Below are 25,041 nucleotides of genomic sequence, written 5' to 3' on the forward strand. Positions count from 1 at the left end.
ATGACCCTGACCGATCTTCGCTATCTTGTTGCCCTTGCCCACGAGCGTCATTTCGGACGCGCAGCCGAAAAATGTCATGTGTCGCAACCGACCTTGTCGGTGGCGATCAAGAAGGTCGAAGAAGAACTCGGCATCCAGCTTTTCGAACGCAGTGCCTCCGAAGTGAAGATTACCGAAACCGGCCGCCGTATCGTTGCACAGGCCGAAAAGGTCCTCGTCGAGGCCAGCCAGATCAACGAGATTGCGGCTGCGGGCAAGGATCCACTGGCTGGCGCGCTGCGCCTGGGGGTGATCTACACCATCGGGCCCTATCTGCTGCCGCGGCTGATTCCGCGGGTGCACCAGATGGCGCCGCGCATGCCGCTGATCATCCAGGAGAACTACACCACGCGTCTGGTCGATGCCCTCAAGCGCGGTGAGCTCGACGTGATTGTCATCAGCCTGCCGCTCGAAGAGGCCGGCATCGTCACCCAGCCCGTTTACGACGAACCCTTCCGGGTGCTGCTGCCTGCGTCCCATCCGTGGACGGCAGAGACCGAGATCGACGCCGAGCATCTCGCCGACGACCAACTGTTGTTGCTGGGTGCGGGCAACTGCTTCCGCGACCAGGTGCTCGAAGTTTGTCCCCACTGCCGCAATGTTGGTGGTCTGCAGCGCACGCTCGAGGGGAGCTCGCTGGAGACCATCCGTTACATGGTGGCGACCGGGCTGGGCGTTACCGTGTTGCCCAGCTCCGCTGCCGATGGGCTCGATGCACACAATCCGATGGTCGCGGTGCGCCCCTTCGCGCACCCCGAGCCGTCGCGCCGGGTGGCATTGGCCTGGCGGGTCACCTATCCGCGCAATGGTGCGATCGACATCCTGCGCACCGCGATTTTCGACAGCAACCTGCCGGGCGTGCGTCCGGTTGGGAGCCTGCCGTCATTCGATATCGGCTCACGGGTGCAGGCCTGACATACCGGGCATAGTCCCGGTCGATATGACGGATACGCGTACTCAATTGGATGGGCCCCACGGTTTGGCCTAGCATCGGGATGTGGCGGTCGCCTTGCGGCCGGAACGAAGCACTGTCCGAAGAGGAGTCATGACATGGAAATCGATATCGGCATCAACAAGAAGGAACGGGCGAAAATCGCCGAGGGTCTGTCGCGGTTGCTGGCGGACAGCTACACCCTGTATCTGACGACGCACAACTTTCACTGGAACGTGACCGGGCCCATGTTCAATACCCTGCACCTGATGTTCGAGGCGCAGTACACCGAACTGGCGCTGGCGGTGGACCTGATTGCGGAGCGCATCCGCGCACTGGGTTTTCCTGCTCCGGGCACCTATCGCGAATTCCAGAAGCTCACCAGCATGAGCGAGCCCGAGGGCGTGCCCAGTGCGGAAGAAATGATTCGAGCCCTGGTCAAGGGGCAGGAAGCCGTGGTCAAGACCGCACGCAGTGTGGCCCCGCTGGCCGACAAGGTGAGTGATGAGCCGACGCTGGACCTGCTGACCCAGCGCATGCAGATTCACGAGAAGAATGCCTGGATGCTGCGCAGCCTGCTCGAGAGCTGAGTGTTCCGATAGCGGCAGGGAAGACAGGCCGACCGGGCCTGTCTTCTGTTCTGCGTCAGCCGATCATCTTACCCGGCAGCCAGGTGACCAGGCCGGGGAAGACATAGAGCAGTACCACGGCCAGTGCCATCAGCAGGAAGTAGGGCAAGGCATAAAGTGCGATGGTGGTGATCTGGCGGCCGGTCAGGCCTTGCAGCACGAAGAGGTTGAACCCCACGGGCGGGGTGACTTGTGCCATCTCGACCACGACGACGACGAAGATGCCGAACCACAGCGGGTCGATTCCGGCAGTCTGAATGGTGGGCAGCAGCACCGCCATGGTCAGCACGACGATGGAGATGCCGTCGAGAAAGCAGCCGAGCAGGATGTAGAACACCGCGAGTGCCAGCAACAGCATGCCCGGACTCAGGCCGAGTGAGCCGATCCACTCGGCAAGATGGCGCGGTAGGCCCATGTAGCCCATCGCGAGGGTGAGGAAGGCGGATCCGCCCAGGATCAGCGCGATCATGCAGTACAGTCGCGTCGCCCCCATCAGTGCGGCTATGAAACTCTGCCGGCTGAGCGACTTCTGGCTGGCGGCAATGATCAGGCTGCCGACTACGCCGATCGCGGCGGCCTCGGTGGCGGTGGCGATGCCGCTGTAGATCGAGCCCAGCACACCGCCGATGAGGAGGACGACCGGGATCAGGTTGCGCGATGCAATGACCTTCTCGACGAAGCTGGTCTTGAGGTCGGCGGGTGGGATGCGCTCGCCGTTCAGCAGAGACCACAACACCACCCAGCCCATGAACAGCGAGGCGAGCAGGATGCCGGGTAGCACGCCGCCGACGAAGAGCTTGGAAATGGAGACGTCGGCCGACACGCCATAGACGATCATGATGATCGAGGGTGGAATCAGCAGGCCCAGCGTGCCAGCACCCGCCAGCGTGCCGAGGATCATCGATTCCGGGTAGCCGCGACGGCTCAGTTCTGGCAGCGAGATCTTGCCGATGGTGGCACAGGTGGCCGCCGACGATCCGGATACCGCTGCAAACAGCGTGCAGCCGATGATGTTGGTGTGGAGCAGGCGCCCCGGCAGGCGTTCCAGCCAGGGTGACAGACCCTTGAACATGTCTTCCGACAACTTGGTGCGGAACAGGATCTCGCCCATCCACAGAAAGAGCGGCAGGGCGGTGAGGGTCCAGCTCGATCCGGCGCCCCAGATCGCGACCGCCATACCGTCGCCGGGCGGGCGCGGGGTAAAGCCGAGCATGCCGAGAATGCCGATGGCCATCAGCGCGAGGCCGATCCACACGCCACTGGCGAGGAGGACCAGCATCAGGCCGATGAGTAGTGCCGCAATGGTCAGATCCATGGTGTCGTCCTTATTCCATGCGCACGGCTTCGCCGCCGGCACCGGCCAGACGCCTGGGTTCGTGACCGAGCGTGGTGACGATGAGGTCGTCGAGCAGCGCGATCACCAGCACCACGCTGCCGATGGCCATGGACAATTGCGGAATCCACAGCGGCGTGGCATCGATGCCTTGCGAGATATCCTCGAATTCGTGCGACTGCCAAACGAGACGCACCGCGTACCAGGCGAGCATGATGGCAATCGCGCTTGCCGCAGCGAGCGAGAACCATTCCATCGCCCGGCGCAGACGCGGGCCGACGCGCTCGATGAGCAGGCTGACGCGGATATGCTCGCCGTGCTTGAAGGTGTAGGCGAGGGCGAGAAAGCCACAGGCCGCCATGCAATAACCCGCGTAATCGTCGGTGCCGCTGAGGTAGATGCCGAGCGGGCGGCTGACGATGCCGGCCGACACCATGAGCAGGGTGGCGACCATGCCGACGGCGGCGAGCGCCCCGGACAGGCGGTAGAGTGAATCGAGCAGTGTGCGCATGGCAGACTCCGGGCAAAAAAACGGCCCGGCTGAGCGGGCCATGTCGTACGGGGCTTACTTGGTCTTGCGGTAGGCGTCGAGGATCTTCTGTCCGTCGGCCCCGGTCTTCTCCAGCCATTCGGCAGTCATTTTGTCGCCCACTTTCAGCAGGTCGGCGCGCAGCACGTCGGACGCCGGCAGCACTTTCATGCCGTTTTTCTTCAGCTGCTCGACATACCAGGCAGTCTTCTCCTCGGACAGCTTCCAGCCCCGGGTTTCGGCGGCGGCCGCGGCCTTGAGCACCGCCTGCTTGCTTGTCGGATCGAGCGCATCGAAGGCTTTCTGTGACACGAACACGATGTTCTTCGGCAGCCAGGCCTGGACATCGAAGTAGTAGTCGAGCTGCTCCCAGCTCTTGCTGTCGTAGCCGGTGGACGACGAGGTGATGTTGGCCGACACCACGCCGGTGGACAGTGCCTGGGTAAGGTCGGCCGCCTGCACGGTGACCGGTTGTGCCGACATCAGCTCGATCATGCGGGCGACGGTCGGACTGTAAGAGCGGATCTTCAGACCCTTGAGGTCGGCCATCGAGGTCAGCGCCGTCTTGGAATAGATGCCCTGTGGTGGCCACGGCACGGCGTAGAGCAGCTTCAGGCCGTTCTTGGCCAGGCGGGCCTCGACCGCATCGTGTGAAACTTTCCACAGCTTCTGCGATTCCGCGTAGCTGGTGGCGAGGAAGGGCACGGTATCAAGCGCGTACAGCTGATCCTCGTTGGCGAGGCTGGACAGCAGCACCTCACCGATCTGTGCCTGGCCACCCTGCACCGCGCGCTTGATCTCGTTCGACTTGTACAGCGAGCCGTTGGGATGCACGGTGATCTTGAGCTTACCGCCGCTGGCCTGGGCCACGTCGTTCGCAAACTGCTGGATGTTCTCGGTATGGAAGTTCCCGACCGGATAGGGCGTGGGCATGTCCCAGGCCGTCTGGGCATGCGCCGCGGCGCTCAATCCGAGTGCGGCAAGCGAGCCAACCAGTGTTCTGAGGATTCGGTGCTTCACGTTCATCTTGAATGTCTCCGGTAAGGATGCAATAGAAACGGATTTGTGGGGCGAAGCAAACGCCTGATCGGATCAATCGGAGTTGGCGTTGTTGAAAGATTGGATTTTTATCTATAAATTGTCAAGAAATCGTAAACGAAATGTGAGTAAAAAATGTCCATCAAGCGCGGCGAACCCAGTCAGGACGGTGGTCGGATCGTTTCCTCGCACCATCTGGTGTCGCCCAAGTCGCCCGAACTGTCGGAATTCGAGTTCGGCATGATCATCGCCTGGCATGCGTTTGCACGCTGGATGACGCGGTGCATGACCGCCGCCGGGGTGAAGGACATGACCCCGATCGACGTCCTCGTGCTCCACCACGTTGCCCACCGCGACAGCGAGAAACGGCTGGCCGATATCTGCTTCGTCCTCAATGTGGAAGACACCCACGTGGTGTCCTACTCTTTGCGCAAGCTCGCGGGCCTTGGTCTGGTGCAAAGCAAGAAACAGGGCAAGGAGGCGTTCTTCGCCGTGACCGAGGCGGGACGCGAGGTATGCCTACGCTATCGCGACGTGCGCGAGTCCTGTCTGATGCCCGGCTTCACCGGCAGCATTGAAGACAATGCCCAGATCGGGGATCTTGCGCGTCTGATGCGCACGCTTTCGGGGCGCTACGATCAGGCGGCCCGCGCGGCGTCGACCTCGGGTCTGTAAGCGGTCGGGGAGCACGTTCATGAGCATGCGCATACTGGATGCCGGAGACGCGGCCTTCACCGTTGAATTCGGCGACGCCATCGATCCGGCGCTGCTGGCGCGGGTCAACGCACTCGACACGGGTATTGCCCGACTGCAAGCCGGGGGCGGCCTGCCCGGCCTGATCGAGACCATGCCGACTTTTCGCTCGTTGACGGTTTTCTTCGATCCGCTGCAAACCGGGCGCGAGGCCCTGCTCGTCGAGCTGGCGCCCTTTCTGGCGGATACGGCCGCCAGTGCTGGCGACCTTGGGCGACACTGGCGCCTGCCGGTTTGTTATGAAGGCGAGCTGGCGCCCGACCTGGGCCAAACGGCGGCAGCGCTCGGGATCGCCACCGACGATGTGGTGGCATTGCATGCCGGTCGCGACTATGTGGTCTATATGCTCGGTTTCCTGCCTGGCTTTCCGTTCATGGGTGATGTGCCCGAAGCGCTGCGCCTGCCGCGCCGGGCCGAACCGCGCCTGCGGGTGCCTGCGGGCAGTGTGGCTGTCGCCAATGGCCTCACCGCGATCTACCCGTGGGAGAGTCCTGGAGGCTGGCACTTGCTGGGACGTTGTCCGGTGCCCTTGTTCGATGCGGCATGTCCGTCACCTTCGCTGCTGGCGGCAGGTGACAGTGTGCGTTTCGAGCCAGTGTCGATGACCGAATATCGACGTCTGCTCGACGCCGCGACGGCGGGCGAACTCGACCCGCAGCAATGGCTTGCCACCGCAGCGGCGAATGACGGAGGGGGGGCGCAGTGACAGCCGGGGCAAACCTCGAGATTGTTTCCCCTGGCGCCTATGCATCCATTCAGGATGCAGGGCGCAGGGGCTTCAGGCGTATCGGCGTACCGTGGGCCGGTGTCATCGACCCTCGACTCATGCGCATTGCCAACGCACTGGTCGGTAATGCCGCCGATGCGCCGGTCATCGAATGCTTCGACGGAGGCCTGCAGCTTGCCGCACGCGGCGCCACCCTGCGCGTGGCGGTGGCGGGCGACGCACGCCTGGAGTTGGAACATGCAGGTGAGCGAAGTGCCGTGCCTGCGTGGCGCTCGGTGTCGCTTGCCGATGGCGACATCCTGCGCATCCGGCGCATGGATGGCGGCCGCATTGCCATGGTGGCGGTGCAGGGGATGGCATTGTCGCAGGTGATGGGGAGCGCATCGACCTATGCGCGTGCGGCGCTTGGCGGGGTAGACGGCGGGGCACTTCGTGCCGGCATGCATCTGCCCGCCCCCCCGGCGCGCGCCGGGGCGGAACTTGCCTTGCCGCGACCGCCCGATGCATCTCAGGCGCCGGTGCGTGTCGTGCCGGGGCCGCAGGCCGATCATTTCGCGCAGGCGGCACTCGACACCTTTTTCGGCAGCGACTATCGCGTCACGGCGGAGGCCGACCGCATGGGGGTTCGGCTCGAAGGTCCGGCGCTCGAGCACCTCGGTACGCGTGAAATCATCTCCGATGCGACGGTGCCGGGCTCGATCCAGGTACCGGGCAATGGTCAGCCCATCGTGTTGCTCGCCGATGCGCAGACCGCGGGGGGGTACCCGAAAATCGCCACCGTCATTTGCAGCGACATCCCGCGGCTTGCGGCATGTCGTCCGGGGCAGACGATACGATTTGCCGCAGTCGGCGCGGCCGATGGCGAGCGCATTGCCCGTGCAACCGAGGCCGAGACCCGTGCCCTGATTGCCGGCATCGTGCGTGTGCCCGCTGCCGGCATCGACGAGGCGGCGCTGTATTCCGCCAACCTGGTGAGCGGCGTGGTCCATGCGCTGTCGCCGGATTACCGCACCCTGGGTGCGGCAAACGAATGAGCAGGAGCCAGACATGAAGATCAACCTCAATGCAGACCTCGGCGAATCCTTCGGGGCGTGGAAGATGGGCGAGGACGAAGCCCTGCTGCAGGTGGTGCGTTCGGCCAACATCGCCTGCGGTTTTCACGCGGGTGATCCACTGGTGATGCGCAACACGGTACGCACCGCAATTGCCGCCGGTGTCAGCCTCGGCGCCCATCCGTCCTACCCGGATCTGCAGGGATTCGGCCGGCGGCCGATGCAGATGGCGGCCGCCGAACTCGAGGCCATGGTGATCTATCAGGTGGGCGCGCTTGCCGGGATGGCCGCTGCAGAGGGCGGCCGCGTGAGCCATGTCAAACCCCATGGCGCGCTCAATAACCAGGCCTGCGAAGATGCGACGCTGGCCGAGGCCGTGGCACGCGCCGTGCGTGCGATCGACCCCGAGCTGATCCTGCTCGCGCCCGTCCTGTCCGAACTCTACAAGGCGGGAGAGCGCGCCGGCTTGCGGGTCGCGGGGGAGATTTTCGCCGACCGTGCCTACACCGACGCCGGCATGCTGGCCCCGCGCGGCCAGCCTGGTGCGGTCATCCACGATCACGATCAGCTCGTCGCCCATGTGTTGCGGATGCTCGACGCGGGTGGCGTGGTGTCGCAAAGCGGCAGGGTCTTGCCGGCGGTCATGCACAGCATCTGTGTGCACGGTGATACGCCGGGCGCGGTGGACAACGCGCGCCGCTTGCGCGCAGCTCTTGAAGCCAGTGGGCGGGCAGTGGTTGCACTGCCCGCCGCCTGTCGTTGAGCAATGCGCGAGGTTCAGGCCTTGTTCTCTGCCGTTGCCGACGTTTCGGTACTGTAGGGCTCACGCAGCTCGACCGGCTTCGCGGCGTTCTTGCGCAGCCGGATATTGAGCATTTCCACCAGCACCGAGAATGCCATCGCGAAGTAGATGTAGCCCTTGGGCACATGGTGGCCGAAGCCCTCGGCAATCAGCACCACGCCGACCACCATCAGGAAGGACAAGGCCAGCATCTTCACCGTCGGATGGGTGGACACGAATTCGCCGATCGGTGCCGACGCCACCATCATCAATGCCACGGACGCCACCACCGCGGCAATCATCACCGGCAGGTTATTGACCATGCCGATCGCGGTGATGATGGAGTCGAGCGAGAACACCATGTCGATGACGATGATTTGCAGGATGACGGCGGTGAAGGTGGCCTTGACCGCGGACGAGGTCTCGCCCTCCTCGCCTTCGAGCAGCTGGTGGATTTCGGCGGTGCTCTTCCACACCAGGAACAGACCTCCGCTGATCAGGATCAGGTCGCGTCCGGATACGCCGTGGTCGAAGAGTTCGAAAAGTGGTGTCGTGAGGCCGGCCAGCCAGGCGAGGAGCATCAGCAGGCCGATGCGCATGAACATGGCCAGAAACAGCCCAAGGCGGCGGGCAAAGGCGCGCTTCTCCGGCGGCAGCTTGTCCACGAGGATGGAGATGAAAATGATGTTGTCGATACCGAGCACGAGTTCGAGCACGGTGAGGGTCAGGAAGGCGATCAGCAACTGCGGGTCGGTCAGGAATTCCATCTTGGCGCCGGTGAGGGTGCACGCGTGTGCATGCGGAGTTCCATTAACGCATGAGGGTGGGTGAAGGTTGAAGCAGCATTCGGATCATTCGTGTGCTTCGAGCATTTCGCGAGTGCACTGTTGGAGGCCGTAGACGACAAAAGCCGCTTGTGATGCAAGCGGCTTTTGTCTGCAAGGCTCGGCCGTGGGGGATGTCGGATCCCGCTTCAGCCGGACTTTCAGGCTGAAGTGACCACTGCCTCGATGGAGGCGGCGAGGATGTCGAGACCTTCTTCGAGCACCTTCTGCTCGATCGTCAGCGGTACCATCAGGCGCAGCACGTTGCCGTAGCTGCCGCAGGACAGAAGCAGCAGGCCGCGCTTGAGGGCTTCGGCGATGATGGCCTTGACCAGTTCCGGTGCCGGACGGGCGTGATCGCCGTCGTGGAAGAACTCCACCGCAACCATCGCACCCAGACCGCGTACGTCGCCGATGCTCTTGTGCTTGGCCGCGACCTCACGCAGGCGGGCCTGCATGTGGGTGCCGATGTCGGTGGCGCGCTGGCACAGGTTCTCCGATTCGACCACGTCGAGCACCGCGAGCGCAGCGGCGCAGGCCATCGGCGCGCCGGCGTAGGTGCTGCCGAGGCCACCGGGGTTGAGCGAGTCCATAATGTCGGCACGGCCGACCACCGCGGCGATCGGGAAGCCGCCACCGAGACCCTTGGCCATGGTGATGAGATCGGGCACGACCTTGCTGTGCTCCATCGCGAACATCTTGCCGGTACGTCCGACGCCGCTCTGGATCTCGTCGGCGATCAGCAGGATGCCGTGCTTGTCGGCCAGGGCGCGCAAGCGCTGCATGAACTCGGCCGGTGCGGGGTAATAACCGCCCTCGCCCTGAACCGGTTCGACGATGAAGGCGGCGACGCGCCTGGCCTCGATGTCGTTCTTGAACAGCAGCTCGATGCCGTGGATGGCGTCATCCACGCTGATGCCGTGCAGTTCGCAGGGATAGGGCGCGTGGTAGATCTCGGCCGGGAAGGGGCCGACGCCCAGCTTGTAGGGGTCGATCTTGCCGGTGAGGCCAAGCGTCAAAAGTGTGCGGCCGTGGAAGGCGCCGTTGAAGGCGATCACGCCAGGACGACCGGTGAAGGCGCGGGCGATCTTGACCGCGTTCTCGACGGCTTCCGCACCGGTGCTGACGAAGAAGGTCTTCTTCGCTGCATCGCCCGGCGCCAGTGCGCTGAGGCGCTCGGCCAAGGTCAGGTAGCCGTCATAGGCCACCACCTGGAAGCAGGTGTGGCTGAAGTGCGGGATCTGCTCCTGCGCCGCAGCGATGACCTTGGGATGGCAGTGGCCGGTGTTGACCACGGCGATGCCGGCGACGAAATCGATGTAACGGCGGCCTTCGACGTCCCAGATCTCGGCGTTCAGGGCCTTGGATGCAAACAGGGGGTGAGCCTGGCCGACACCGCGCGGCAGTGCCGCGGCGCGACGCGCCATCAGGTCGCTGTTGGTTTGTCCTGCGGGATGCGTGGTTGCATTCATGCTGATTCTCCTAGGGTATTTTATTGGCGACGGTGCTTATTGCACGCCGCCCATGCACAGGTATTTGATTTCGAGGTAGTCCTCGATGCCGTACTTGGAGCCTTCGCGGCCGAGTCCGGACGACTTCACGCCGCCGAAGGGGGCGACTTCGGTAGAGATGATGCCGGTGTTGATGCCAACGATGCCGTACTCGAGCGCGGCCGATACGCGCCACACGCGGTTCATGCCGGCGGCGTAGAAATAGGCCGCCAGACCGAATTCGGTGTCGTTGGCCATGCGGATGGCTTCAGCCTCGTCCTTGAAGCGGAACAGCGGGGCGACGGGACCGAAGGTCTCTTCCTTCGCCACCTTCATCGCCGGCGTGACATCGGCCAGAATGGTGGGCTCGAAGAAGGTCTGGCCCAGCGCGTGGCGCTTGCCGCCGGTCACCAGACGGGCGCCCTTGGACAGCGCGTCGGCGATGTGTTCCTCGACCTTTTCCACCGCGTTCATGTCGATCAGCGGCCCCTGGGTGGTGCCTGCCTCGAGGCCGTTGCCGACCTTGAGTTTGGCCACCGCGGCGGCGAGCTTTTCGGCGAAGGCGTCATACACGCCGTCCTGAACCAGCAGGCGGTTGGCGCACACGCAGGTCTGGCCGCTGTTGCGGTACTTGGAGGCGAGTGCACCTTCGACCGCGGCGTCGAGATCGGCATCATCGAAGACGATGAAAGGCGCATTGCCGCCGAGTTCGAGCGACAGCTTCTTGATCGTGGGCGCACACTGCGCGGCCAGCTTGACGCCGATCTCGGTGGAGCCGGTGAAGGTGAGCTTGCGCACGATGGGGTTGGCGGTGAGTTCGCCGCCGATGTCGCCGGCCGAACCGGTGACCACGCTGAATACGCCCCTGGGGATGCCGGCACGCTCGGCCAGCACCGCCAGCGCCAGCGCGGACAGCGGGGTCTGGCTGGCGGGCTTGAGCACCATGGTGCAACCGGCGGCGAGCGCGGGGCCGGCCTTGCGCGTGATCATCGCGGAGGGGAAGTTCCACGGCGTGATCGCGGCACACACGCCGATCGGCTCCTTGGTGACGACGATGCGCTTGTCGGGCTGGTGGGCCGGGATCACATCACCGTAGATGCGCTTTCCTTCTTCGGCGAACCATTCGATGAAGGAGGCGGCATAGCCGATCTCGCCCTTGGCCTCGGTGAGCGACTTGCCCTGCTCGGAGGTCATCAGCACGGCGAGGTCGTCCTGGTGCTCGAGCATGAGCTCGAACCAGCGACGCAGGATCTTGGAGCGCGCGCCGGCGGTGAGGCTGCGCCACGCCGGCCAGGCCGCATTGGCGGCTTCGATGGCACGGCGGGTTTCGGCCTGGCCCATCTTGGGCACGGTGCCGACGGTCTCGCCGGTGGCGGGGTTGGTGACGGTGATCGTGGCGCCGGTGTCGGCGGCCACCCACTCGCCGTCGATGTAGCAGCTGGAACGGAGCAGGCTGGGGTCTTTGAGTGTGAGCGTCATTGTGTCAATTCCGTTGGGGATGGAAAAAGGTCAGGCACGCTTGCCGCGGATGCGTTCATTGCGGCGGCGCAGCCCTTCAAGGGTGACCAGCATCAGGGTGGACAACAGGATCAGGATGGTGGCGACCGCCGCGATGGCGGGGCTGATGTTTTCGCGGATGCCGGAGAACATCTGCCGTGGCAGCGTGGTCTGCTCGGGGCTGGCGAGGAACAGCGTCACCACCACTTCGTCGAACGAGGTGGCAAAGGCGAACAGGCCACCGGAGATGATGCCCGGGGCGACCAGCGGCAAGGTGACCTTGAAGAAGGCGACCACCGGGTTGGCGCCGAGACTGGATGCCGCCCGCACCAGGTTGAAGTCGAAGCCCTGCAGTGTCGCCGTCACCGTGGTCACGACAAAGGGCACGCCGAGCACGGCATGGGCGATGACCAGGCCGGTGTAGCTGCCGGTGAGGCCGAGCGGCGCGAAGAAGATATACACCGCCACGCCGACGATCACCACCGGTACCACCATTGGCGAGATCAGCACCGCGGTGAGCAGCGCCTTGCCGGGAAAGTCGGTGCGCACCAGGCCGATTGCTGCCAGGGTGCCGAGGACCATGGCGAGCAGGGTCGACAGCGGCGATACGATCAGGCTGTTCATCATCGCCAGCTGCCACTGGCCGGAGGTGAAGATCTCCTCGTACCAGCGCATCGAGAAGCCGGCCATCGGATACATCAGGAAGGTGTCGGCGTTGAACGACAACGGCACGATGACCAGGATCGGCAGGATCAGGAACACCAGCACGATGCCGACCAGGCCACGCAGGCCGTAATGCCAGGCGCGTTCCAGCGGGGATGCATAGGGTTGCAGCATCTGTTTCTCCTCAGCGCGGCTTGACCAGCTTGACCCGGGTGGGGCCAAGGTAGCGGGCATAGACCATGTACAGCACCAGCGTGGCACCGAGCAGCACGGCGGACAGTGCGGCGGCCATGCCCCAGTTGATGGTCTGGTTGGTGTAGAAGGCGATGAAGTAGCTCACCATCTGCTCTTGCGGGCTGCCCAGCAGCGCGGGCGTGATGTAGTAGCCCATGCACATGATGAACACGAGCAGTGCGCCGGCGCCGATGCCGGGCAGGGTCTGCGGGAAATACACCTTCCAGAAGCTCTTGAACGGCGGGCAGCCGAGCGATACCGCGGCGCGGACATACACCGGGGAGATGCCCTTCATCACCGAGTACAGCGGCAGCACCATGAAGGGCAGCAGGATGTGCACCATCGCCACATAGACGCCGACGCGATTGAACAGCAGTTGCAGCGGACCATCGGTGAGGCCGATCGCCATCAGGACCTTGTTGATCAGGCCTTCGTTCTGCAGCAGGATGATCCAGGCGGCGACGCGCACCAGCACCGAGGTCCAGAACGGCAGCAGGACGAAGAACATCAGCATATTGCTTTGTTTGGTTGCCAGCTTCGCCATCAGGTAGGCAACCGGGAAGCCGAGTACGAGGCACAGCCCGGTCACGATCAGGCTCATCCAGAACGTGCGCATCAGCACGTTCACATAGACCGCCTCTTCCGGCGGCGCGGTGACGATGTTGCCGTGTGTGTCGATGCTGCGATCGATCGCGGCGAGCAGGTAGAACGGCGTGGTCGCCCCGCCCGAACGGCGAATCGCACGCCAGGTCTCGGCCTCGCCCCAGCGTGCATCGATTTCGGTCAGTGCCGACGGGACGTCGGTGTCGGCGGGCAGCGGCAGCTTGCGCGCCGTCTTCATGATCAGGCTGCGATAGCCGGTTTCCTCGCGGTTCAGGCGCTTGGCAATTTCGGCGATGGCCGGGCTGCCCTTTGCCGATTCGAGTTCGGCGGCGAATGCGGTGAAGACCGCTGCGGGCGGCATGCCCTCGCCGTCCCAGGCCTTCAGTTCGCGCAACGTGTGTGGCAGGTTGTCATGGACTTCCGGGTTGTCGATGCTGCGCGTCAGCAAGGAGGCGATCGGCCATACGAAGGCCACCAGCAGAAAGACGGCGAGCGGCAGGATCAGCGCGCCGTACAGGAGCTTCTTGCGCATCTCGGCACGGCGCAGGCGCTTCTTCAGCGACGGCACGGATGCGGCGGGGGGCGCCAGCGCATCAGCAGTGTTGGAGGCAGCAGTCATGGCAGATTCCGGTCGATTCATGGGCTTGCGGAGGTGGCAGTTCCGCACCGGCCAGGGAGGGGAGCCGGTGCGGCGCTGACACTGGGCGCTTAGCGCGCAGCCCAGGCGTTGAAGCGTTGCTCGAGGTCTTCGCCGTGTTCGACCCAGAATTCCGTGTCGGTGGCGAAGGCGCCCTTCAGGTTCTCCGGTGCGGTCGGCAGCTCGGCGGCGATCTTGGGATCCATGCCGCTGACCGCCTTGGCGTTGGTCGGGCCGTAGGGAATCTCGGCGGAGAAGACGCGCTGGTTTTCAGGCTGGCTGGCGAACTTGATGAAGCGGTAGGCTTCGTCACGCTTGGGCGAACCCTTGGGGATGGCCCACGAATCGACGTCGTAGATACTGCCGTTCCAGACGATCTTGAGGTTCTTGCCTTCCTTCTGCGCAGCAGCGATGCGGCCGTTGTAGACCGAGCTCATGACCACGTCGCCCGAGGCCAGCAGCTGCGGCGGTTGCGCGCCTGCTTCCCACCACTGGATGTCGCCCTTGATCTGGTCGAGTTTCTTGAAGGCACGTTCCACGCCCTCCTTGGTACCCAGCACCTTGTATACGTCGGCGGGTTTGACGCCGTCGGCCAGCAGCGCGAATTCGAGGGTGTACTTGGCGCCCTTGCGCAGACCGCGCTTGCCGGGGAATTTCTTCACGTCCCAGAAGTCGGCCCAGGAGGTCGGCGCGGTCTTGAGCTTGTCGGCGTTGTAGGCCAGTGCGGTGGACCACACGAAGATACCGACACCGCAATCCGACACCGTCTTCGGCAGGAATTCGGACTTTGCGCCGATCTTGCTGTAGTCGAGCTTCTCGTACAGACCCTCTTCACAACCGCGCAGCAGTTCGGGCGATTCGACCTCGACCACGTCCCAGGTGACGTTGCCGGCTTCGACCATGGCCTTGATCTTGGCCTGCTCGCCGTTGTATTCGCCTGGGGTCACGCTGCCACCCTTCGATGCCGCGAAGGGGCCGTAGAAAGCCTTGTCCTGCGCCTTCTGATTGGCACCACCGAAAGAGATCACGGTGACGTCGGCGAGCGCGGTACCGGCAAGCGTCAGTGCGGCGGCGGCAACTGCGCTCTGGATCAGGGTCCTGCTGAGCTTCATTTTCATGCTGACTCCTTGTTTTGCAGTGGGTGTGGTGTGTTTCAGGCGGCAGGCAGGGGCTCGAGCGCACGCATGTGCGCCGCGTCCATGCCGATGCGAATCTGATCTCCGCTCCTGAGCGAATGATCGAGATGGGAGATCGGGGTCTTGATGGTGAAATCGTGGTTGCCGCACAGATCGACGCGAATCCGGACCTGGTCGCCGAGGTAGATGAATTCCTTCACCACGGCATCGAGGAAATTGGCACAGCCCTTGGCCGAGTCGTCGAGTACGACGCGCTCCGGGCGCACCGATACCAGCGTGCGGTCGCCGGCGGCGACGCTGCCGGTGCGGGCGCGGATCAGGGTGCCACAGTCGAGGCGGACGTCGCAGTGCTCGCCTTCGATGCGCTCGACCCTGCCGACGAGGGCGTTGTTTTCGCCGATGAAGTTGGCCACGAAGGCGTTGGCCGGTTCTTCGTAGAGGCGTTCGGCAGAGTCGATCTGCTGGATGATGCCCTTGTCGAATACCGCAATGCGGTCCGACATCGTCAACGCTTCGCTCTGGTCGTGGGTGACGAACACCACGGTGACCCCGAGGGTTTGCTGGATGTGCTTGATCTCGAGCTGCATCTGCTCGCGCAGGTTCTTGTCCAGCGCGCCCAGCGGCTCGTCCATCAGCACCAGCTGCGGCTCGAACACCAGTGCGCGGGCTAGCGCGATGCGCTGCTGCTGACCGCCGGACAGCTGCTGCGGGTATCGGCTGCCGAAGCTGCCCAGCTGCACCATGTCGAGCGCCCGTCTGGCCTTGGCGTCCACTTCGGCCGCCGGCAGCTTGCGCACCTTGAGCGGAAAGCGCAGATTGTCCAGCACGCTCATGTGCGGAAACAGCGCATAGTTCTGGAACACCATGCCGATGTTGCGCTTGTGCGGCGGCTGGTTGTTGATGATTTCGCCCTCGAGGCGGATCTCGCCGCTGGTCGGGGTTTCGAAACCGGCCAGCATCATCAGGCAGGTGGTCTTGCCGGATCCGGAGGGACCGAGCAGCGTCAGGAATTCGCCGCGGCGGATGTCGAGATTCAGATCGCGAACAATCAGCGTTTCACCGTCATAGGACTTCTGCACGTTGCGGAAGCTGACGTGGGGCGCGGCGGAAGCAGTTTGGTTCGTCATCCCGTCCTCTAGTGTTGGAAAGCGGCCCGGATTGAAACCGCTGGATGGATCGAATTCGTGTTAGGTCTATCCTAGGCGATAAAATCGGATCATGGATGAACCAATTCAATCTATATTGATGGGTCCAATTTTTGGTGCGGTGCAATGGATAACAGGCTCAGTTGTGAAGTGATCGTTCAGGCCTATGGCAAACAGGCGGCGGTGGCGAGCAGTCGCGCACGCCTGTATCTGAGCATCCGCGAGGCCATTCTGGCGCGTAGCCTCGACGCTGGAACGGCGGTGCCGCCCACCCGCGTATTGGCCGAGGAACTGGGTCTTGGACGCAATACCGTGGTGCGCGCGTATGACCAGTTGCTGGTCGAGGGCTATCTCGAGAGCCGGGTCGGATCGGGCACTTTCGTGTCCGATGCGGTGAGCCAGATTGCATCGCCCGAGCCGCCGCGCCGACTGGTGGGGACGCGTCAGGAGGGCATGTCGCGGCGCGGTAATGCCATCGCCGGCAAGGCCTTGAGCAGTCGGGTGCAGTCGGGTGCATTCATGCCCGGCCTGCCGGATGTGGGGCATTTCCCCTTCCCCACCTGGCGTCGCTTGCTGGCCAAGCAGATGCGGCGCGAGCAGCGTCATCTGGCGCAATACGGCTACGGCGGGTACGGGCCGCTGAAGATGGTGCTTGCCGATTACCTCAAGGTGACGCGGATGATGTCGTGCTCGCCACGGCAGATCCTGATCCTCAATGGATCGCATCAGGCCCTCGACTTGTGCGCGCGAATGTTGGCGGACGTGGGCGATACCGTGTGGATGGAGGATCCCGGATACTGGGGGGCGAGAAACGTCCTGTCGGCCGCGGACCTGCGCATTCATCCGGTACCGGTCGATGACAGCGGCCTCAACCCGCGCGAGGACGACTGGATCAAGCCGCCGCGGATGATCTTCGTATCGCCATCGAGCCAGTACCCGACCGGTGCGGTGCTGTCGCTCGAGCGCCGCCTGCGCCTGCTCGAATATGCCGAACGCAACCGCACCTGGGTGATCGAGGACGACTACGACAACGAGGTGCGCTACCACTCGCATCCGGTGGCCTCGCTGTTCGGCCTGTCGACCGCGCAGCGCGTGATCTACGTCGGCACCTTCAGCAAGGTCATGTATCCCGGGCTGCGCCTGGCCTACCTGGTAGTACCGGAAGACCTGATCGAGCCCTTTACCGTGGGCAACGCCGAACTCTACCGCGAGGGGCGCATGCACGAGCAGGCTGCACTCGCGGAGTTCATCGAGGCCGGACATTTCACCGCGCACATCCGTCGCATGCGCGGCATCTACGAGGAGCGTCGTGATCGCCTGCGCGATCTGCTCGAGGCACGGCTGGGCGGCTCGATCACCTCGCTGGGCGGCCTGGCCGGCCTGCACCTGCCCGTGCGCTTCAATTTTGCGGTCGACGATGTGCAGCTCGCATCGAATGCGCTGCGTGACGGCGTGGTCGTGCGCGCGCTGTCGCTGTACTCGATCGCGCCCGAGAACCGGATGCTGGGCATGAACCTCGGCTTCGCGGCGATCCCGGTGGAACAGATCGATGCGCCGGCGCTCAAGCTGGTGCGGCTGATCGAGAGCGAACTCGAGCGTCGCGCCGGCAAGCTGCAGGGGCCGATGACAGCCTGAACGACGGTCCGAACTTCTGCGACAATGTGCCGCACTGCGGCACCCGCCGCAGTGCAGTCCACAACGCACGGTTTTCCGCTCCAGATGAGACTCAAGCCGCAGCATCTGCAACCGGTCATCATGGCCGGCATCATGGCCTTCCTGATGACGGGCGTCATCACCTGGCTCAACCTCGGGCTGCCATCCGATTTCATCGTCAGGTGGCTGCATGCCTTCATCGTGGCATGGCCGCTGGCATCGGCTGCGGCCTACCTCGCCATCCCTGTTGCGCAGAAGACAACGAAGCGCATTCTGGCAGCGCTCTACGGCGACGCTTGAGCAGGGGCAGTGGCGAGGCGAAGCTGTGTGTTGCGCCCTGTCAGACGGTGTCTTTCGCGGATGCGCGTTTTGCCTTCATCGTGCTGTACACCGAATATCCTACGGACAAGGCAATGAGCCCCCACAGGAACAGGGCGATCGGGCTCTTGGTGAAAAAGATGGCGAGCGTGCCGAAGGATTCCAGGCTCTTCACGAAATAGACTTCGGCAGAGGGGCCGAGGATGAAACCGATGATGAAGGGTGCGATCTCCAGCCCCAGTTTCACCCCGATCCAGCCAATGAGGCCGAACAGGAACAGGGTCCATACATCAAACATGATTCCGCTGTTGATTGCATAGGCGCCGACCACGCACATCATCATGATGCCGGGATAGAGCAGGTATTTCGGGATCATGATCACTTTGGAGATGTGGCGGATGGCGTAGTACATGATGGCGAACATGATCAGGTTGGCGACCACCAGACCCAGCATCATCGTGTTCCAGACGTCGGTGTGTTCTGCGATGAACAGGGGGCCGACCTGGATGCCTTGCAGCGTGAACGCGCCGATCAGCACCGCGGTGGTGCTGTCGCCGGGAATACCCAGCGATAGCAGCGGAATCAGCGCGCCACCGGTCAGGCCGTTGTTGGACGATTCCGAGGCGATGACGCCATCGGGGTGGCCGGTGCCGAATTTGGACGGATCGTCGGAGAAGTTCTTCGCCTGTGAATAGGCCAGTACTGAGGCTGCACTGCCGCCGACGCCGGGCAGCAGGCCGATAAAGGTGCCGATCGTGGATGAGCGCAGCAGGTTGATGGTTTGCCCCTTGAATACGCTCCACGAGAATCGCTTGTCCTTGCTGAGCTTGACGCTCGTCGTGGCTTCGTCATGCACACCCTTTTCAGCCTCGCCGAAGATGACTGTCAGGCCGAAGAGTCCGATCAGGACCGGCAGCAACGAGAAGCCGTTTTCGAGAAACACGGAGAGGACTTCGGGGACGATTCTCAACTCGCCGTTGCCGCCCTTGGCCATGTCGTAGACGCCGAACAGGCTGACCCAGACGCCGAGCACGCCGGAAAAGATGCCGACGAGAAGGCGGGTGCACAGCGAAGCGATCACGGTCAGTGCAAACAGGATGATGAGAAACTTCTCGACGTAGGAGAACTTGATCGCCCAGTCGGCCAGTGTCGGCGCGAAGTAGTACAGCACGGCGGCACTGAACAGGCCGCCCACCAGGGATGAAACGATGCCGATCTTGAGGGCTTTTTCCGGCTCGCCCTTCAGCGTCATCGGATAACCATCGAAGGTCGTCGTGATGGACGATGGTGTGCCCGGAATGTTGATCAGGATGGCCGGAACCAGGCCGCCGGAAATGCCGCCCACGTACAGGCCGAGCAGGAGTGCGAGGCCGTGATTGAGGTCGAGGGCGTAGGTCATGGGCAGACAGACGGCCACCGCCATGGTGGCGGTCATGCCCGGAATGGCGCCGAAGATGATGCCGATCAGGACGCCCAAGCTCACCAGCAGGTAATAGCTCAGGTCGAGTGAGAAGAGTGCTTCCATCGCGATGTCTCCGGCGCCTCAGGGCAAGGTGATTCTGAACAGGTGGGCAAACACGACCCAGACGAAGAGCGGCGTGAGCACCGAACTCAAGGCGATGAGCATCCACTTGCGGCGGTTGATGTCATGCACGAATAACCTGGACAGCGCGAAACCGTAGACGATGGACGTCAGCAGGAAGCCGATGCCGCTGTTGGGGTAGAGGGTGCCAACGGGTTCCATGGCAATGAAGTAGGCCAGTGTCAGCGCCAGGCAGCCGAACAGGCGCTTCTTGTCGACCTGCCATTTCGCCAGGCAACTACGCAAGGCACCATTGCGCCATTGGGCGAGCAGTTCGGGGCCATGCACCACGATGATTGCCAGCATCAGTCCGCCGAGCACCCATTCGACGATGCTCGGGAACAGCAGGTGTGACTGCTCGAAGTCGATTTGAACCTTCAACAGTTCTGCGAGTGTGTCCATTGTCTCTTCCGCCTCCTGGCCGCTCGTGGGCGGACGGTGCCGGCCTGAATCAACCGGCACCGTCTGCGCTTACTTGATCTTGTCGATCAGTTTCCTGGTTTCGTCGGCCTTGTCCTTCAGGTAGGTCTGGGCGTCTTTGGCGGGCATGAAATTGGGGATGAAGAAGGATTTCTTCAGCGTGCCCTGAATGGCGCCTTCGGCGTAGATGTCGGCGAGGGCCTTGTCGATCGCGGCGACGGCCTCGGGCTTGATGTCGGCGTTGTAGATGAAGAAGAATTCCTTGTCGAAGGCAAAGTTCTTCTTGCCGTCGAGTGTCACCGAGACGGCCGGCGTGGCGTAGTTCAGCAACTGCTCGCGCGAGGTCTGGCCGAGGCCTTCCGGGTCGGCCTGCTGCAGGGTCTGCTGGCGGGCGGTGATCCAGACGAAGCGCATGGCCTTCTGGTCGTCGGCGGGCAGGCGGGTATATTGCTCGTTGGCCTGTACCGACCCGTTGATCAGATCGGCATTGCCATCGAACAGCAACTGGTTCTTGTCGGCCTGCGAGCCGGTGTTGACCGGGACGACGTTACCTTCCTTGCCGGGGAAGCGCACTTCGACTGCGTTCTTGAGTGCGGTGTAGCCGAGCGCCGATACGCCGCCGGGCTGGATGGCGACGCGAATGCGCTTGTCGTGGCCAGCGGCCTGAATGACGTCTTCCATGTTCTTGTAGGGTGACTTGGCTGGCACGAGGAAGGCATCGCCTGGGTTGATGGCCACCGTTGGCCCAATCTTGTATTCCTTGAAGATGTCAGGGAAACCGCGCACGCCGTAGAGGTTGCCGACGTAGGATTGGTCGTGAAACAGCATGACGGTGCTGCCGTCGGCGCTCTTCGAGATCGCCTGCAGGGCTGCAGTGGGGCCGACCGGGTCGACCTTGGCGTTGATGCCGAGTTTCTTCGACAGGGCTTCGGCCACGATGGCCGAGACTTGGTAAGTGTCGCCGCCGGTCGAGGTGGACCCGATCACGATGCGGAGATTGTCGGCGAGGGCTTTCTGCTCGGCAGCAGCCGGGGTCGCAAGGAGGCTCGATGCAGCAAGGGTTGAGGCGACGAACTTGAGGACGAGTCGGTTCATTGTGAGGGTCCTTTCTTGATGGTCCATCGGTATGCCCGTACCCGGGTGGAACGGGTGTGGGCAGTCAATCGCATTCAGCCAAGGTGGCCGATGCGAAATACGGCGGCGACATTGCGCGCGGTGCGCTCGACGTTTACTGCAGCTTCGGCCATCGCTTCCTCCAGTGTGCACGGCCGGTACACGACGCTGAACACGGCATCGATACCGTGTACGTGCACGATGCCGACATCCGCGCTGAGTCCGCCGGCGATGCCGATCACCGGCTTGCCGTGACGCTTGGCGACACGTGCTACCCCGATCGGGGTCTTGCCATGGATGGTCTGGCTGTCGATCCGCCCCTCGCCGGTGATCACCAGGTCGGCGTCGGCAAGGTGGCGCTCGAGGCCCACCGCCGTGGTCACGATGTCGATACCGGGCCTCAGCTCGGCACCGAAGAAAGCGAGCATGGCTGCGCCCATGCCGCCGGCTGCGCCGGCGCCAGGTACGTCCGCGACCGCCACGCCGACGTCGCGCCGGATGATGTCGGCGAAACGCGTGAGATTGGCGTCGAGTTGCGCGACCATGTCGGGTGTGGCGCCCTTTTGCGGACCGAAGACTGCGGACGCGCCGCGGGGTCCGGTCAGCGGGTTGTCGACATCGCAGGCGACCTCGATGCGGCAGGCGGCGAGTCGTGCGTCGAGGCCGCTGGCATCGATGCGGTCGAGTCTGGCCAGTGCGCCGCCACCGGGTGGCAGTTCGGTGCCGCTGGCGTCGAGCAGGCGTACGCCCAGCACCTGCAGCATGCCGGCGCCGCCGTCATTGGTGGCGCTGCCGCCGATGCCGAGGATGAGATGCCGGGCACCGGCATCGAGGGCTGCCCGAATCAGTTCGCCGGTGCCATGCGAGCCGGTCAGCAAGGGGTTGCGGTCGGGGGGAGCGAGCAGCGCAAGGCCGCTTGCCGCGGCCATTTCGATGACGGCGGTGGCACCGTCGCCGGTCAGGCCGTAGAACGCCCGGACCGGCTTGCCCAGGGGGCCATTGACCTCGCACTCGCAACGCCTGCCGGCAGTGGCGGCCACCATGGCGTCAACCGTGCCTTCGCCACCATCGGCGACGGGCAGACTCACATACTCGGCATCCGGGAATACCGTGCGAAAGCCTGCTTCGATGGCTTTCGCGACCTCGAGTGCGGAGAGGCTTTCCTTGTACGAGTCGGGGGCGATGACGATCTTCATGCGTTCAATCCGTCCGGGTTCCTGATGCGTGTGCGATGCGCTTGCCTGCGATGTTGGAGAGGACCACGTGCCGGTGCGATCAGGTCACCGGCGCCGGGTTGAACAGCACCAGGGCGTTGGCGAGCTTCCATTGCTCGGCCCAGGTCTTCTTGCGGCCGCTGGCGACGTCGAGCATGAACTGGAACAGCTCCATGCCGACGTCTTCGATGGTGGCCGCACCGGTGGCGATGCGCCCGGCGTCGATATCCATCAGGTCGTGCCAGCGTCGCGCCAGGTCGCTGCGGGTGGCGACCTTGATCACCGGGCATTCGGCCAGGCCGTAGGGCGTGCCGCGCCCGGTGGTGAAGACGTGCAGGTTCATGCCGGCGGCCAGTTGCAGGGTGCCGCAGATGAAGTCGCTGGCCGGGGTGGCGGCGTAGATCAGGCCCTTCTGGCGCAGCTTTTCGCCCGGCGACAGCACGCCGCTGATGGGGGCGGTGCCGGACTTGATGATGGAGCCCATCGCCTTTTCGACGATGTTGGACAGCCCGCCCTGCTTGTTACCCGGCGTGGTGTTGGCGCTGCGGTCGACGCGGCCCTTGTCGAGGTAGGCGTCATACCAGGCCATTTCGCGGATCATGGCGTTGGCGACTTCCGGTGTGGCCGCGCGCGAGGTGAGCTGGTCGATGCCGTCGCGCACTTCGGTGACTTCGGAGAACATCACGCTGGCGCCGGCACGTACCAGCAGGTCGGTGGCGAAGCCGACGGCGGGATTGGCGGTGACGCCGGAGAACGCATCGCTGCCGCCGCACTGTACGCCGACGACGAGATCTGCGGCGGGGCAGGTTTCGCGGCGGCGGGCGTTGAGCCGCTCCAGGTGCGCCTCGGCCGTGTGCATGATCGAATCGATCATCGACATGAAGCCGACGTGCCTGTCGTCCTGCAGGCAGACCACATCGAGGGCGGACTCGGCGTTGGCGCCGATATCGGCAATATTGCGTTCGTCGACAATCGGGATGCTGCCGGGCGGCAGCAGGCGTTGCGGCTGCAGCTTCTCGCAGCCCAGGCTGACAACCATCACCTCGCCGCCGAAGTTCGGGTTGAGGCTGATATTGCGCAGCGTGCGGATCGGAATGATCGCATCCGGCGCATCGATCGCGACGCCGCAGCCGTAGGTATGTTCGAGCCCGACGACGTCGTCCACATTGGGAAATCTGGGCAGCAGTTCGGCCTTGATGCGCTTGACGGCGAATTCGACCACACCGGCGACACATTGCACGGTGGTGGTGATGGCGAGGATGTTGCGGGTGCCGACCGAGCCGTCTGCGTTGCGGTAGCCCTCGAAGGTGTAGCCCTCCAGCGGGGCGAACGGTGCCGGTGTGCGGGTTGAGATGGGCAGGCCTTCGAGGCCGCGCGCCGAGGGGAGTGCGAGCAGGCGCTCGTGTACCCAGCTGCCGGCAGGAATGTCCTGCAAGGCATGGCCGATGACGACGTTGTAGCGCCGTACCGCGCTGCCCGCCGCGATGTCGATGAGCGCCACCTTGTGGCCCTGGGGCACGTGTTCGAGCAAGGTCAGCCCGCCCGGAAAGGCGGTGGAGGCAGGCAATCCACCATCGTTGGCGACGATGGCGACGTTGTCGGCATCGTGCATGCGGATGTAGAGGGGGGGTTGGGCTTGCGACATTGGAGGGCTCCGGAATCTGCTGTGGGCCTACTCGGCGTGGCCGGTCGGCAGCGTCATGATTTCGATCCAGTTCGGGTTTTTCCCCACGGCGATGCGCTGGCAGTGCTGGAGTGCGCCCGTGTGCGGATCGATCGCATAGCGGCTGAGGTGGTCGGAGCGCTGTCCGGCGGCGAGCAGCCAGCGCCCGTCGGCGTCGATGGCTATGCTGCGTGGCTGGGTCTCGGTCGGCACATGCGCGATGAGGTCGAGATGACCATCGTCCGGGTCGATGGCGAAGCGGGCCAGCGTGCTCGAGCGGCGCTCGCAGGTGTAAAGAAAGCGTCCGTCCGGCGTGATCTGGAGATCGGCCGCCCACGGTTCGCCGTCGAAGTCGGGCGGCAGCGACGGCGTCGTGCCAAGCACTTCAAGCGTGCCGTGAGCGGGATCGAAAGCCAGGGTGTCGATCGTCGCATCGAGCTCGTTGAGCAGATACACGCGGGATGCAACGGGGTGAAAACGGAAGTGGCGCGGCCCCGCACCGGGGCGAATCGCAAGTGTCGCCGGGGTGTTGCTCGACAGCCTGCCGCACTCGGGATTGAAACGAAGCTGCATGACCTGATTGGCGCCAAGGCTGGTGGCAATGACGTGGGTGTTGGTCGCCGTTGCCTGTATGGCGTGTGCGTGGCGCCCCGTGGGTAAGGTTTGCTGGGTAATGCCGACGACGCCGTCATGGTCGATCGGACTGACGGTGATGATGTCATCAGGGTAGGATGCGGCCAGCAGATAGCGCCCGCTGCGGTCGGTTGAAATGTAGGCCATGCTGCCCGCGAGCGCGGCTTCGCCGAGGCGGAGCAGGCGTCCGCTGGCCGGATCGATCCGCATGCTGACCAGCGCCAGGGGTTCGCTGCGCCGGGCCGCATAAAGAAAGTGCCGGCACGGACTGACCGCCAGCGGCATGATCGTGCCGCCCAGCACCAGCGTGTGCACGACGGTGATTTGTCCGTCCGGCGCCAGGGACAGCACCGAGATCTCGCCGCTGTCGGCATTGGACACGTAGACCATCTGTCTCATCGTCG

24 protein-coding genes are annotated in these 25,041 nt (G+C 64.0%); 8 read left to right on the forward strand and 16 right to left on the reverse strand.

All coding sequences use genetic code 11. From position 1 onward, the window contains the following. The gene (locus J5J83_RS15595; protein ID WP_212350689.1) at positions 1-954 is read left to right on the forward strand and encodes a hydrogen peroxide-inducible genes activator; all 954 of its coding nucleotides are present in this window, start codon (positions 1-3) and stop codon (positions 952-954) included. Positions 955-1,089: 135 nt separating this feature from the next. Beyond that, a complete protein-coding gene (locus J5J83_RS15600; protein ID WP_212350691.1) occupies positions 1,090-1,560 on the forward strand; it encodes a Dps family protein in 471 nt (156 codons plus the stop codon). A gap of 55 nt (positions 1,561-1,615) precedes the next feature. Here the strand turns inward: J5J83_RS15600 and J5J83_RS15605 are convergent, their stop codons facing one another. From J5J83_RS15605 to J5J83_RS15615, 3 genes are read right to left on the reverse strand one after another with little or no spacing between them, the layout of a single operon-like run. Then, the gene (locus J5J83_RS15605; RefSeq protein WP_212350693.1) at positions 1,616-2,914 is read right to left on the reverse strand and encodes a TRAP transporter large permease subunit; all 1,299 of its coding nucleotides are present in this window, start codon (positions 2,912-2,914) and stop codon (positions 1,616-1,618) included. Between the two features lie 10 nt (positions 2,915-2,924). After that, on the reverse strand, positions 2,925-3,443 hold the full coding sequence (locus J5J83_RS15610) for a TRAP transporter small permease (RefSeq protein WP_212350695.1): 519 nt from the start codon (positions 3,441-3,443) through the stop codon (positions 2,925-2,927). Between the two features lie 54 nt (positions 3,444-3,497). Beyond that, on the reverse strand, positions 3,498-4,487 hold the full coding sequence (locus J5J83_RS15615) for a TRAP transporter substrate-binding protein (protein ID WP_212350697.1): 990 nt from the start codon (positions 4,485-4,487) through the stop codon (positions 3,498-3,500). Between the two features lie 147 nt (positions 4,488-4,634). Here J5J83_RS15615 and J5J83_RS15620 point away from each other — a divergent pair, with 147 nt between their 5' ends. The 4 genes from J5J83_RS15620 to J5J83_RS15635 are packed head-to-tail and all read left to right on the forward strand — an operon-like array spanning position 4,635 to position 7,794. Beyond that, entirely contained in the window at positions 4,635-5,174 is a 540-nt protein-coding gene (locus J5J83_RS15620; protein ID WP_212350699.1) for a winged helix DNA-binding protein, read from the forward strand. Between the two features lie 19 nt (positions 5,175-5,193). Continuing rightward, positions 5,194-5,958: a 5-oxoprolinase subunit PxpB gene (gene pxpB / locus J5J83_RS15625; RefSeq protein WP_212350701.1), complete on the forward strand. Its 765-nt coding sequence runs from the start codon at positions 5,194-5,196 to the stop codon at positions 5,956-5,958. After that, positions 5,955-7,013 (forward strand): biotin-dependent carboxyltransferase family protein, encoded by a 1,059-nt coding sequence (locus J5J83_RS15630; protein WP_212350703.1) that lies wholly within the window; start codon positions 5,955-5,957, stop codon positions 7,011-7,013. Before pxpB ends, J5J83_RS15630 begins: the two co-directional genes overlap by 4 nt. 13 nt (positions 7,014-7,026) lie before the next feature. Next, positions 7,027-7,794 carry a 5-oxoprolinase subunit PxpA gene (locus tag J5J83_RS15635; protein WP_212350705.1) on the forward strand — a complete coding sequence of 256 codons (768 nt, stop codon included), beginning with the start codon at positions 7,027-7,029 and terminating at the stop codon, positions 7,792-7,794. 14 nt (positions 7,795-7,808) lie between these two features. Here the strand turns inward: J5J83_RS15635 and J5J83_RS15640 are convergent, their stop codons facing one another. From J5J83_RS15640 to J5J83_RS15670, 7 genes are all read right to left on the reverse strand, one after another. Next, complete coding sequence (locus tag J5J83_RS15640; RefSeq protein ID WP_212350707.1) at positions 7,809-8,579, reverse strand: TerC family protein; 771 nt, start codon at positions 8,577-8,579, stop codon at positions 7,809-7,811. 218 nt (positions 8,580-8,797) lie between these two features. Beyond that, entirely contained in the window at positions 8,798-10,108 is a 1,311-nt protein-coding gene (gene gabT / locus J5J83_RS15645; RefSeq protein ID WP_212350709.1) for a 4-aminobutyrate--2-oxoglutarate transaminase, read from the reverse strand. A gap of 36 nt (positions 10,109-10,144) precedes the next feature. Continuing rightward, positions 10,145-11,605, reverse strand: coding sequence for an NADP-dependent succinate-semialdehyde dehydrogenase (gene gabD / locus J5J83_RS15650; protein WP_212350711.1), 1,461 nt, complete (start codon positions 11,603-11,605; stop codon positions 10,145-10,147). 30 nt (positions 11,606-11,635) lie between these two features. Beyond that, a complete protein-coding gene (locus J5J83_RS15655; RefSeq protein WP_212350713.1) occupies positions 11,636-12,460 on the reverse strand; it encodes an ABC transporter permease in 825 nt (274 codons plus the stop codon). Between the two features lie 10 nt (positions 12,461-12,470). Then, positions 12,471-13,742: an ABC transporter permease gene (locus J5J83_RS15660; protein WP_212350715.1), complete on the reverse strand. Its 1,272-nt coding sequence runs from the start codon at positions 13,740-13,742 to the stop codon at positions 12,471-12,473. A gap of 89 nt (positions 13,743-13,831) precedes the next feature. After that, positions 13,832-14,878, reverse strand: a complete 1,047-nt coding sequence (locus J5J83_RS15665) for an ABC transporter substrate-binding protein (RefSeq protein ID WP_249115743.1) — start codon at positions 14,876-14,878, stop codon at positions 13,832-13,834. A gap of 35 nt (positions 14,879-14,913) precedes the next feature. Further along, positions 14,914-16,023 (reverse strand): ABC transporter ATP-binding protein, encoded by a 1,110-nt coding sequence (locus J5J83_RS15670; RefSeq protein WP_212350717.1) that lies wholly within the window; start codon positions 16,021-16,023, stop codon positions 14,914-14,916. Positions 16,024-16,167: 144 nt separating this feature from the next. Between J5J83_RS15670 and J5J83_RS15675 the strand changes: the two genes are divergently transcribed. Together J5J83_RS15675 and J5J83_RS15680 are read left to right on the forward strand one after the other, a co-directional pair. After that, a complete protein-coding gene (locus J5J83_RS15675) occupies positions 16,168-17,676 on the forward strand; it encodes a PLP-dependent aminotransferase family protein (RefSeq protein WP_212350719.1) in 1,509 nt (502 codons plus the stop codon). 84 nt (positions 17,677-17,760) lie between these two features. After that, complete coding sequence (locus J5J83_RS15680; RefSeq protein WP_212350721.1) at positions 17,761-17,994, forward strand: DUF2798 domain-containing protein; 234 nt, start codon at positions 17,761-17,763, stop codon at positions 17,992-17,994. Positions 17,995-18,034: 40 nt separating this feature from the next. On the opposite strand, the gene J5J83_RS15685 is transcribed toward J5J83_RS15680, so the two are convergent. From J5J83_RS15685 to J5J83_RS15710, 6 genes are all read right to left on the reverse strand, one after another. Beyond that, complete coding sequence (locus J5J83_RS15685) at positions 18,035-19,537, reverse strand: tripartite tricarboxylate transporter permease (protein ID WP_212350723.1); 1,503 nt, start codon at positions 19,535-19,537, stop codon at positions 18,035-18,037. Positions 19,538-19,555: 18 nt separating this feature from the next. Further along, positions 19,556-19,996, reverse strand: coding sequence for a tripartite tricarboxylate transporter TctB family protein (locus J5J83_RS15690; protein WP_212350724.1), 441 nt, complete (start codon positions 19,994-19,996; stop codon positions 19,556-19,558). Between the two features lie 69 nt (positions 19,997-20,065). Beyond that, a complete protein-coding gene (locus tag J5J83_RS15695) occupies positions 20,066-21,109 on the reverse strand; it encodes a hypothetical protein (RefSeq protein WP_212350726.1) in 1,044 nt (347 codons plus the stop codon). A 74-nt stretch (positions 21,110-21,183) separates the two neighbouring features. Beyond that, entirely contained in the window at positions 21,184-22,323 is a 1,140-nt protein-coding gene (locus J5J83_RS15700; RefSeq protein ID WP_212350728.1) for a glycerate kinase, read from the reverse strand. A 79-nt stretch (positions 22,324-22,402) separates the two neighbouring features. Further along, positions 22,403-23,986, reverse strand: coding sequence for a galactarate dehydratase (gene garD / locus J5J83_RS15705; protein WP_212350730.1), 1,584 nt, complete (start codon positions 23,984-23,986; stop codon positions 22,403-22,405). 27 nt (positions 23,987-24,013) lie between these two features. Further along, on the reverse strand, positions 24,014-25,036 hold the full coding sequence (locus J5J83_RS15710) for a beta-propeller fold lactonase family protein (RefSeq protein ID WP_212350732.1): 1,023 nt from the start codon (positions 25,034-25,036) through the stop codon (positions 24,014-24,016). Positions 25,037-25,041 lie beyond the last annotated feature (5 nt).

Origin of the sequence: Azoarcus sp. L1K30, from assembly GCF_018122735.1 — a bacterium.
Lineage (GTDB): Bacteria > Pseudomonadota > Gammaproteobacteria > Burkholderiales > Rhodocyclaceae > Parazoarcus.

Coding starts and splice junctions, on each gene's coding strand:
- J5J83_RS15655 (WP_212350713.1), bottom strand. CDS start 12,460: ATGCTGCAACCCTATGCATCCCCGCTGGAACGCGCCTGGCATTACGGC.
- J5J83_RS15710 (WP_212350732.1), bottom strand. CDS start 25,036: ATGAGACAGATGGTCTACGTGTCCAATGCCGACAGCGGCGAGATCTCG.
- gabD (WP_212350711.1), bottom strand. CDS start 11,605: ATGACGCTCACACTCAAAGACCCCAGCCTGCTCCGTTCCAGCTGCTAC.
- J5J83_RS15690 (WP_212350724.1), bottom strand. CDS start 19,996: ATGGACACACTCGCAGAACTGTTGAAGGTTCAAATCGACTTCGAGCAG.
- J5J83_RS15700 (WP_212350728.1), bottom strand. CDS start 22,323: ATGAAGATCGTCATCGCCCCCGACTCGTACAAGGAAAGCCTCTCCGCA.
- J5J83_RS15620 (WP_212350699.1), top strand. CDS start 4,635: ATGTCCATCAAGCGCGGCGAACCCAGTCAGGACGGTGGTCGGATCGTT.
- J5J83_RS15635 (WP_212350705.1), top strand. CDS start 7,027: ATGAAGATCAACCTCAATGCAGACCTCGGCGAATCCTTCGGGGCGTGG.
- J5J83_RS15595 (WP_212350689.1), top strand. CDS start 1: ATGACCCTGACCGATCTTCGCTATCTTGTTGCCCTTGCCCACGAGCGT.
- J5J83_RS15695 (WP_212350726.1), bottom strand. CDS start 21,109: ATGAACCGACTCGTCCTCAAGTTCGTCGCCTCAACCCTTGCTGCATCG.
- J5J83_RS15660 (WP_212350715.1), bottom strand. CDS start 13,742: ATGACTGCTGCCTCCAACACTGCTGATGCGCTGGCGCCCCCCGCCGCA.
- J5J83_RS15665 (WP_249115743.1), bottom strand. CDS start 14,878: ATGAAAATGAAGCTCAGCAGGACCCTGATCCAGAGCGCAGTTGCCGCC.
- J5J83_RS15670 (WP_212350717.1), bottom strand. CDS start 16,023: ATGACGAACCAAACTGCTTCCGCCGCGCCCCACGTCAGCTTCCGCAAC.
- J5J83_RS15675 (WP_212350719.1), top strand. CDS start 16,168: ATGGATAACAGGCTCAGTTGTGAAGTGATCGTTCAGGCCTATGGCAAA.
- J5J83_RS15680 (WP_212350721.1), top strand. CDS start 17,761: ATGAGACTCAAGCCGCAGCATCTGCAACCGGTCATCATGGCCGGCATC.
- J5J83_RS15600 (WP_212350691.1), top strand. CDS start 1,090: ATGGAAATCGATATCGGCATCAACAAGAAGGAACGGGCGAAAATCGCC.
- J5J83_RS15640 (WP_212350707.1), bottom strand. CDS start 8,579: ATGGAATTCCTGACCGACCCGCAGTTGCTGATCGCCTTCCTGACCCTC.
- J5J83_RS15615 (WP_212350697.1), bottom strand. CDS start 4,487: ATGAACGTGAAGCACCGAATCCTCAGAACACTGGTTGGCTCGCTTGCC.
- gabT (WP_212350709.1), bottom strand. CDS start 10,108: ATGAATGCAACCACGCATCCCGCAGGACAAACCAACAGCGACCTGATG.
- J5J83_RS15605 (WP_212350693.1), bottom strand. CDS start 2,914: ATGGATCTGACCATTGCGGCACTACTCATCGGCCTGATGCTGGTCCTC.
- garD (WP_212350730.1), bottom strand. CDS start 23,986: ATGTCGCAAGCCCAACCCCCCCTCTACATCCGCATGCACGATGCCGAC.
- pxpB (WP_212350701.1), top strand. CDS start 5,194: ATGAGCATGCGCATACTGGATGCCGGAGACGCGGCCTTCACCGTTGAA.
- J5J83_RS15610 (WP_212350695.1), bottom strand. CDS start 3,443: ATGCGCACACTGCTCGATTCACTCTACCGCCTGTCCGGGGCGCTCGCC.
- J5J83_RS15685 (WP_212350723.1), bottom strand. CDS start 19,537: ATGGAAGCACTCTTCTCACTCGACCTGAGCTATTACCTGCTGGTGAGC.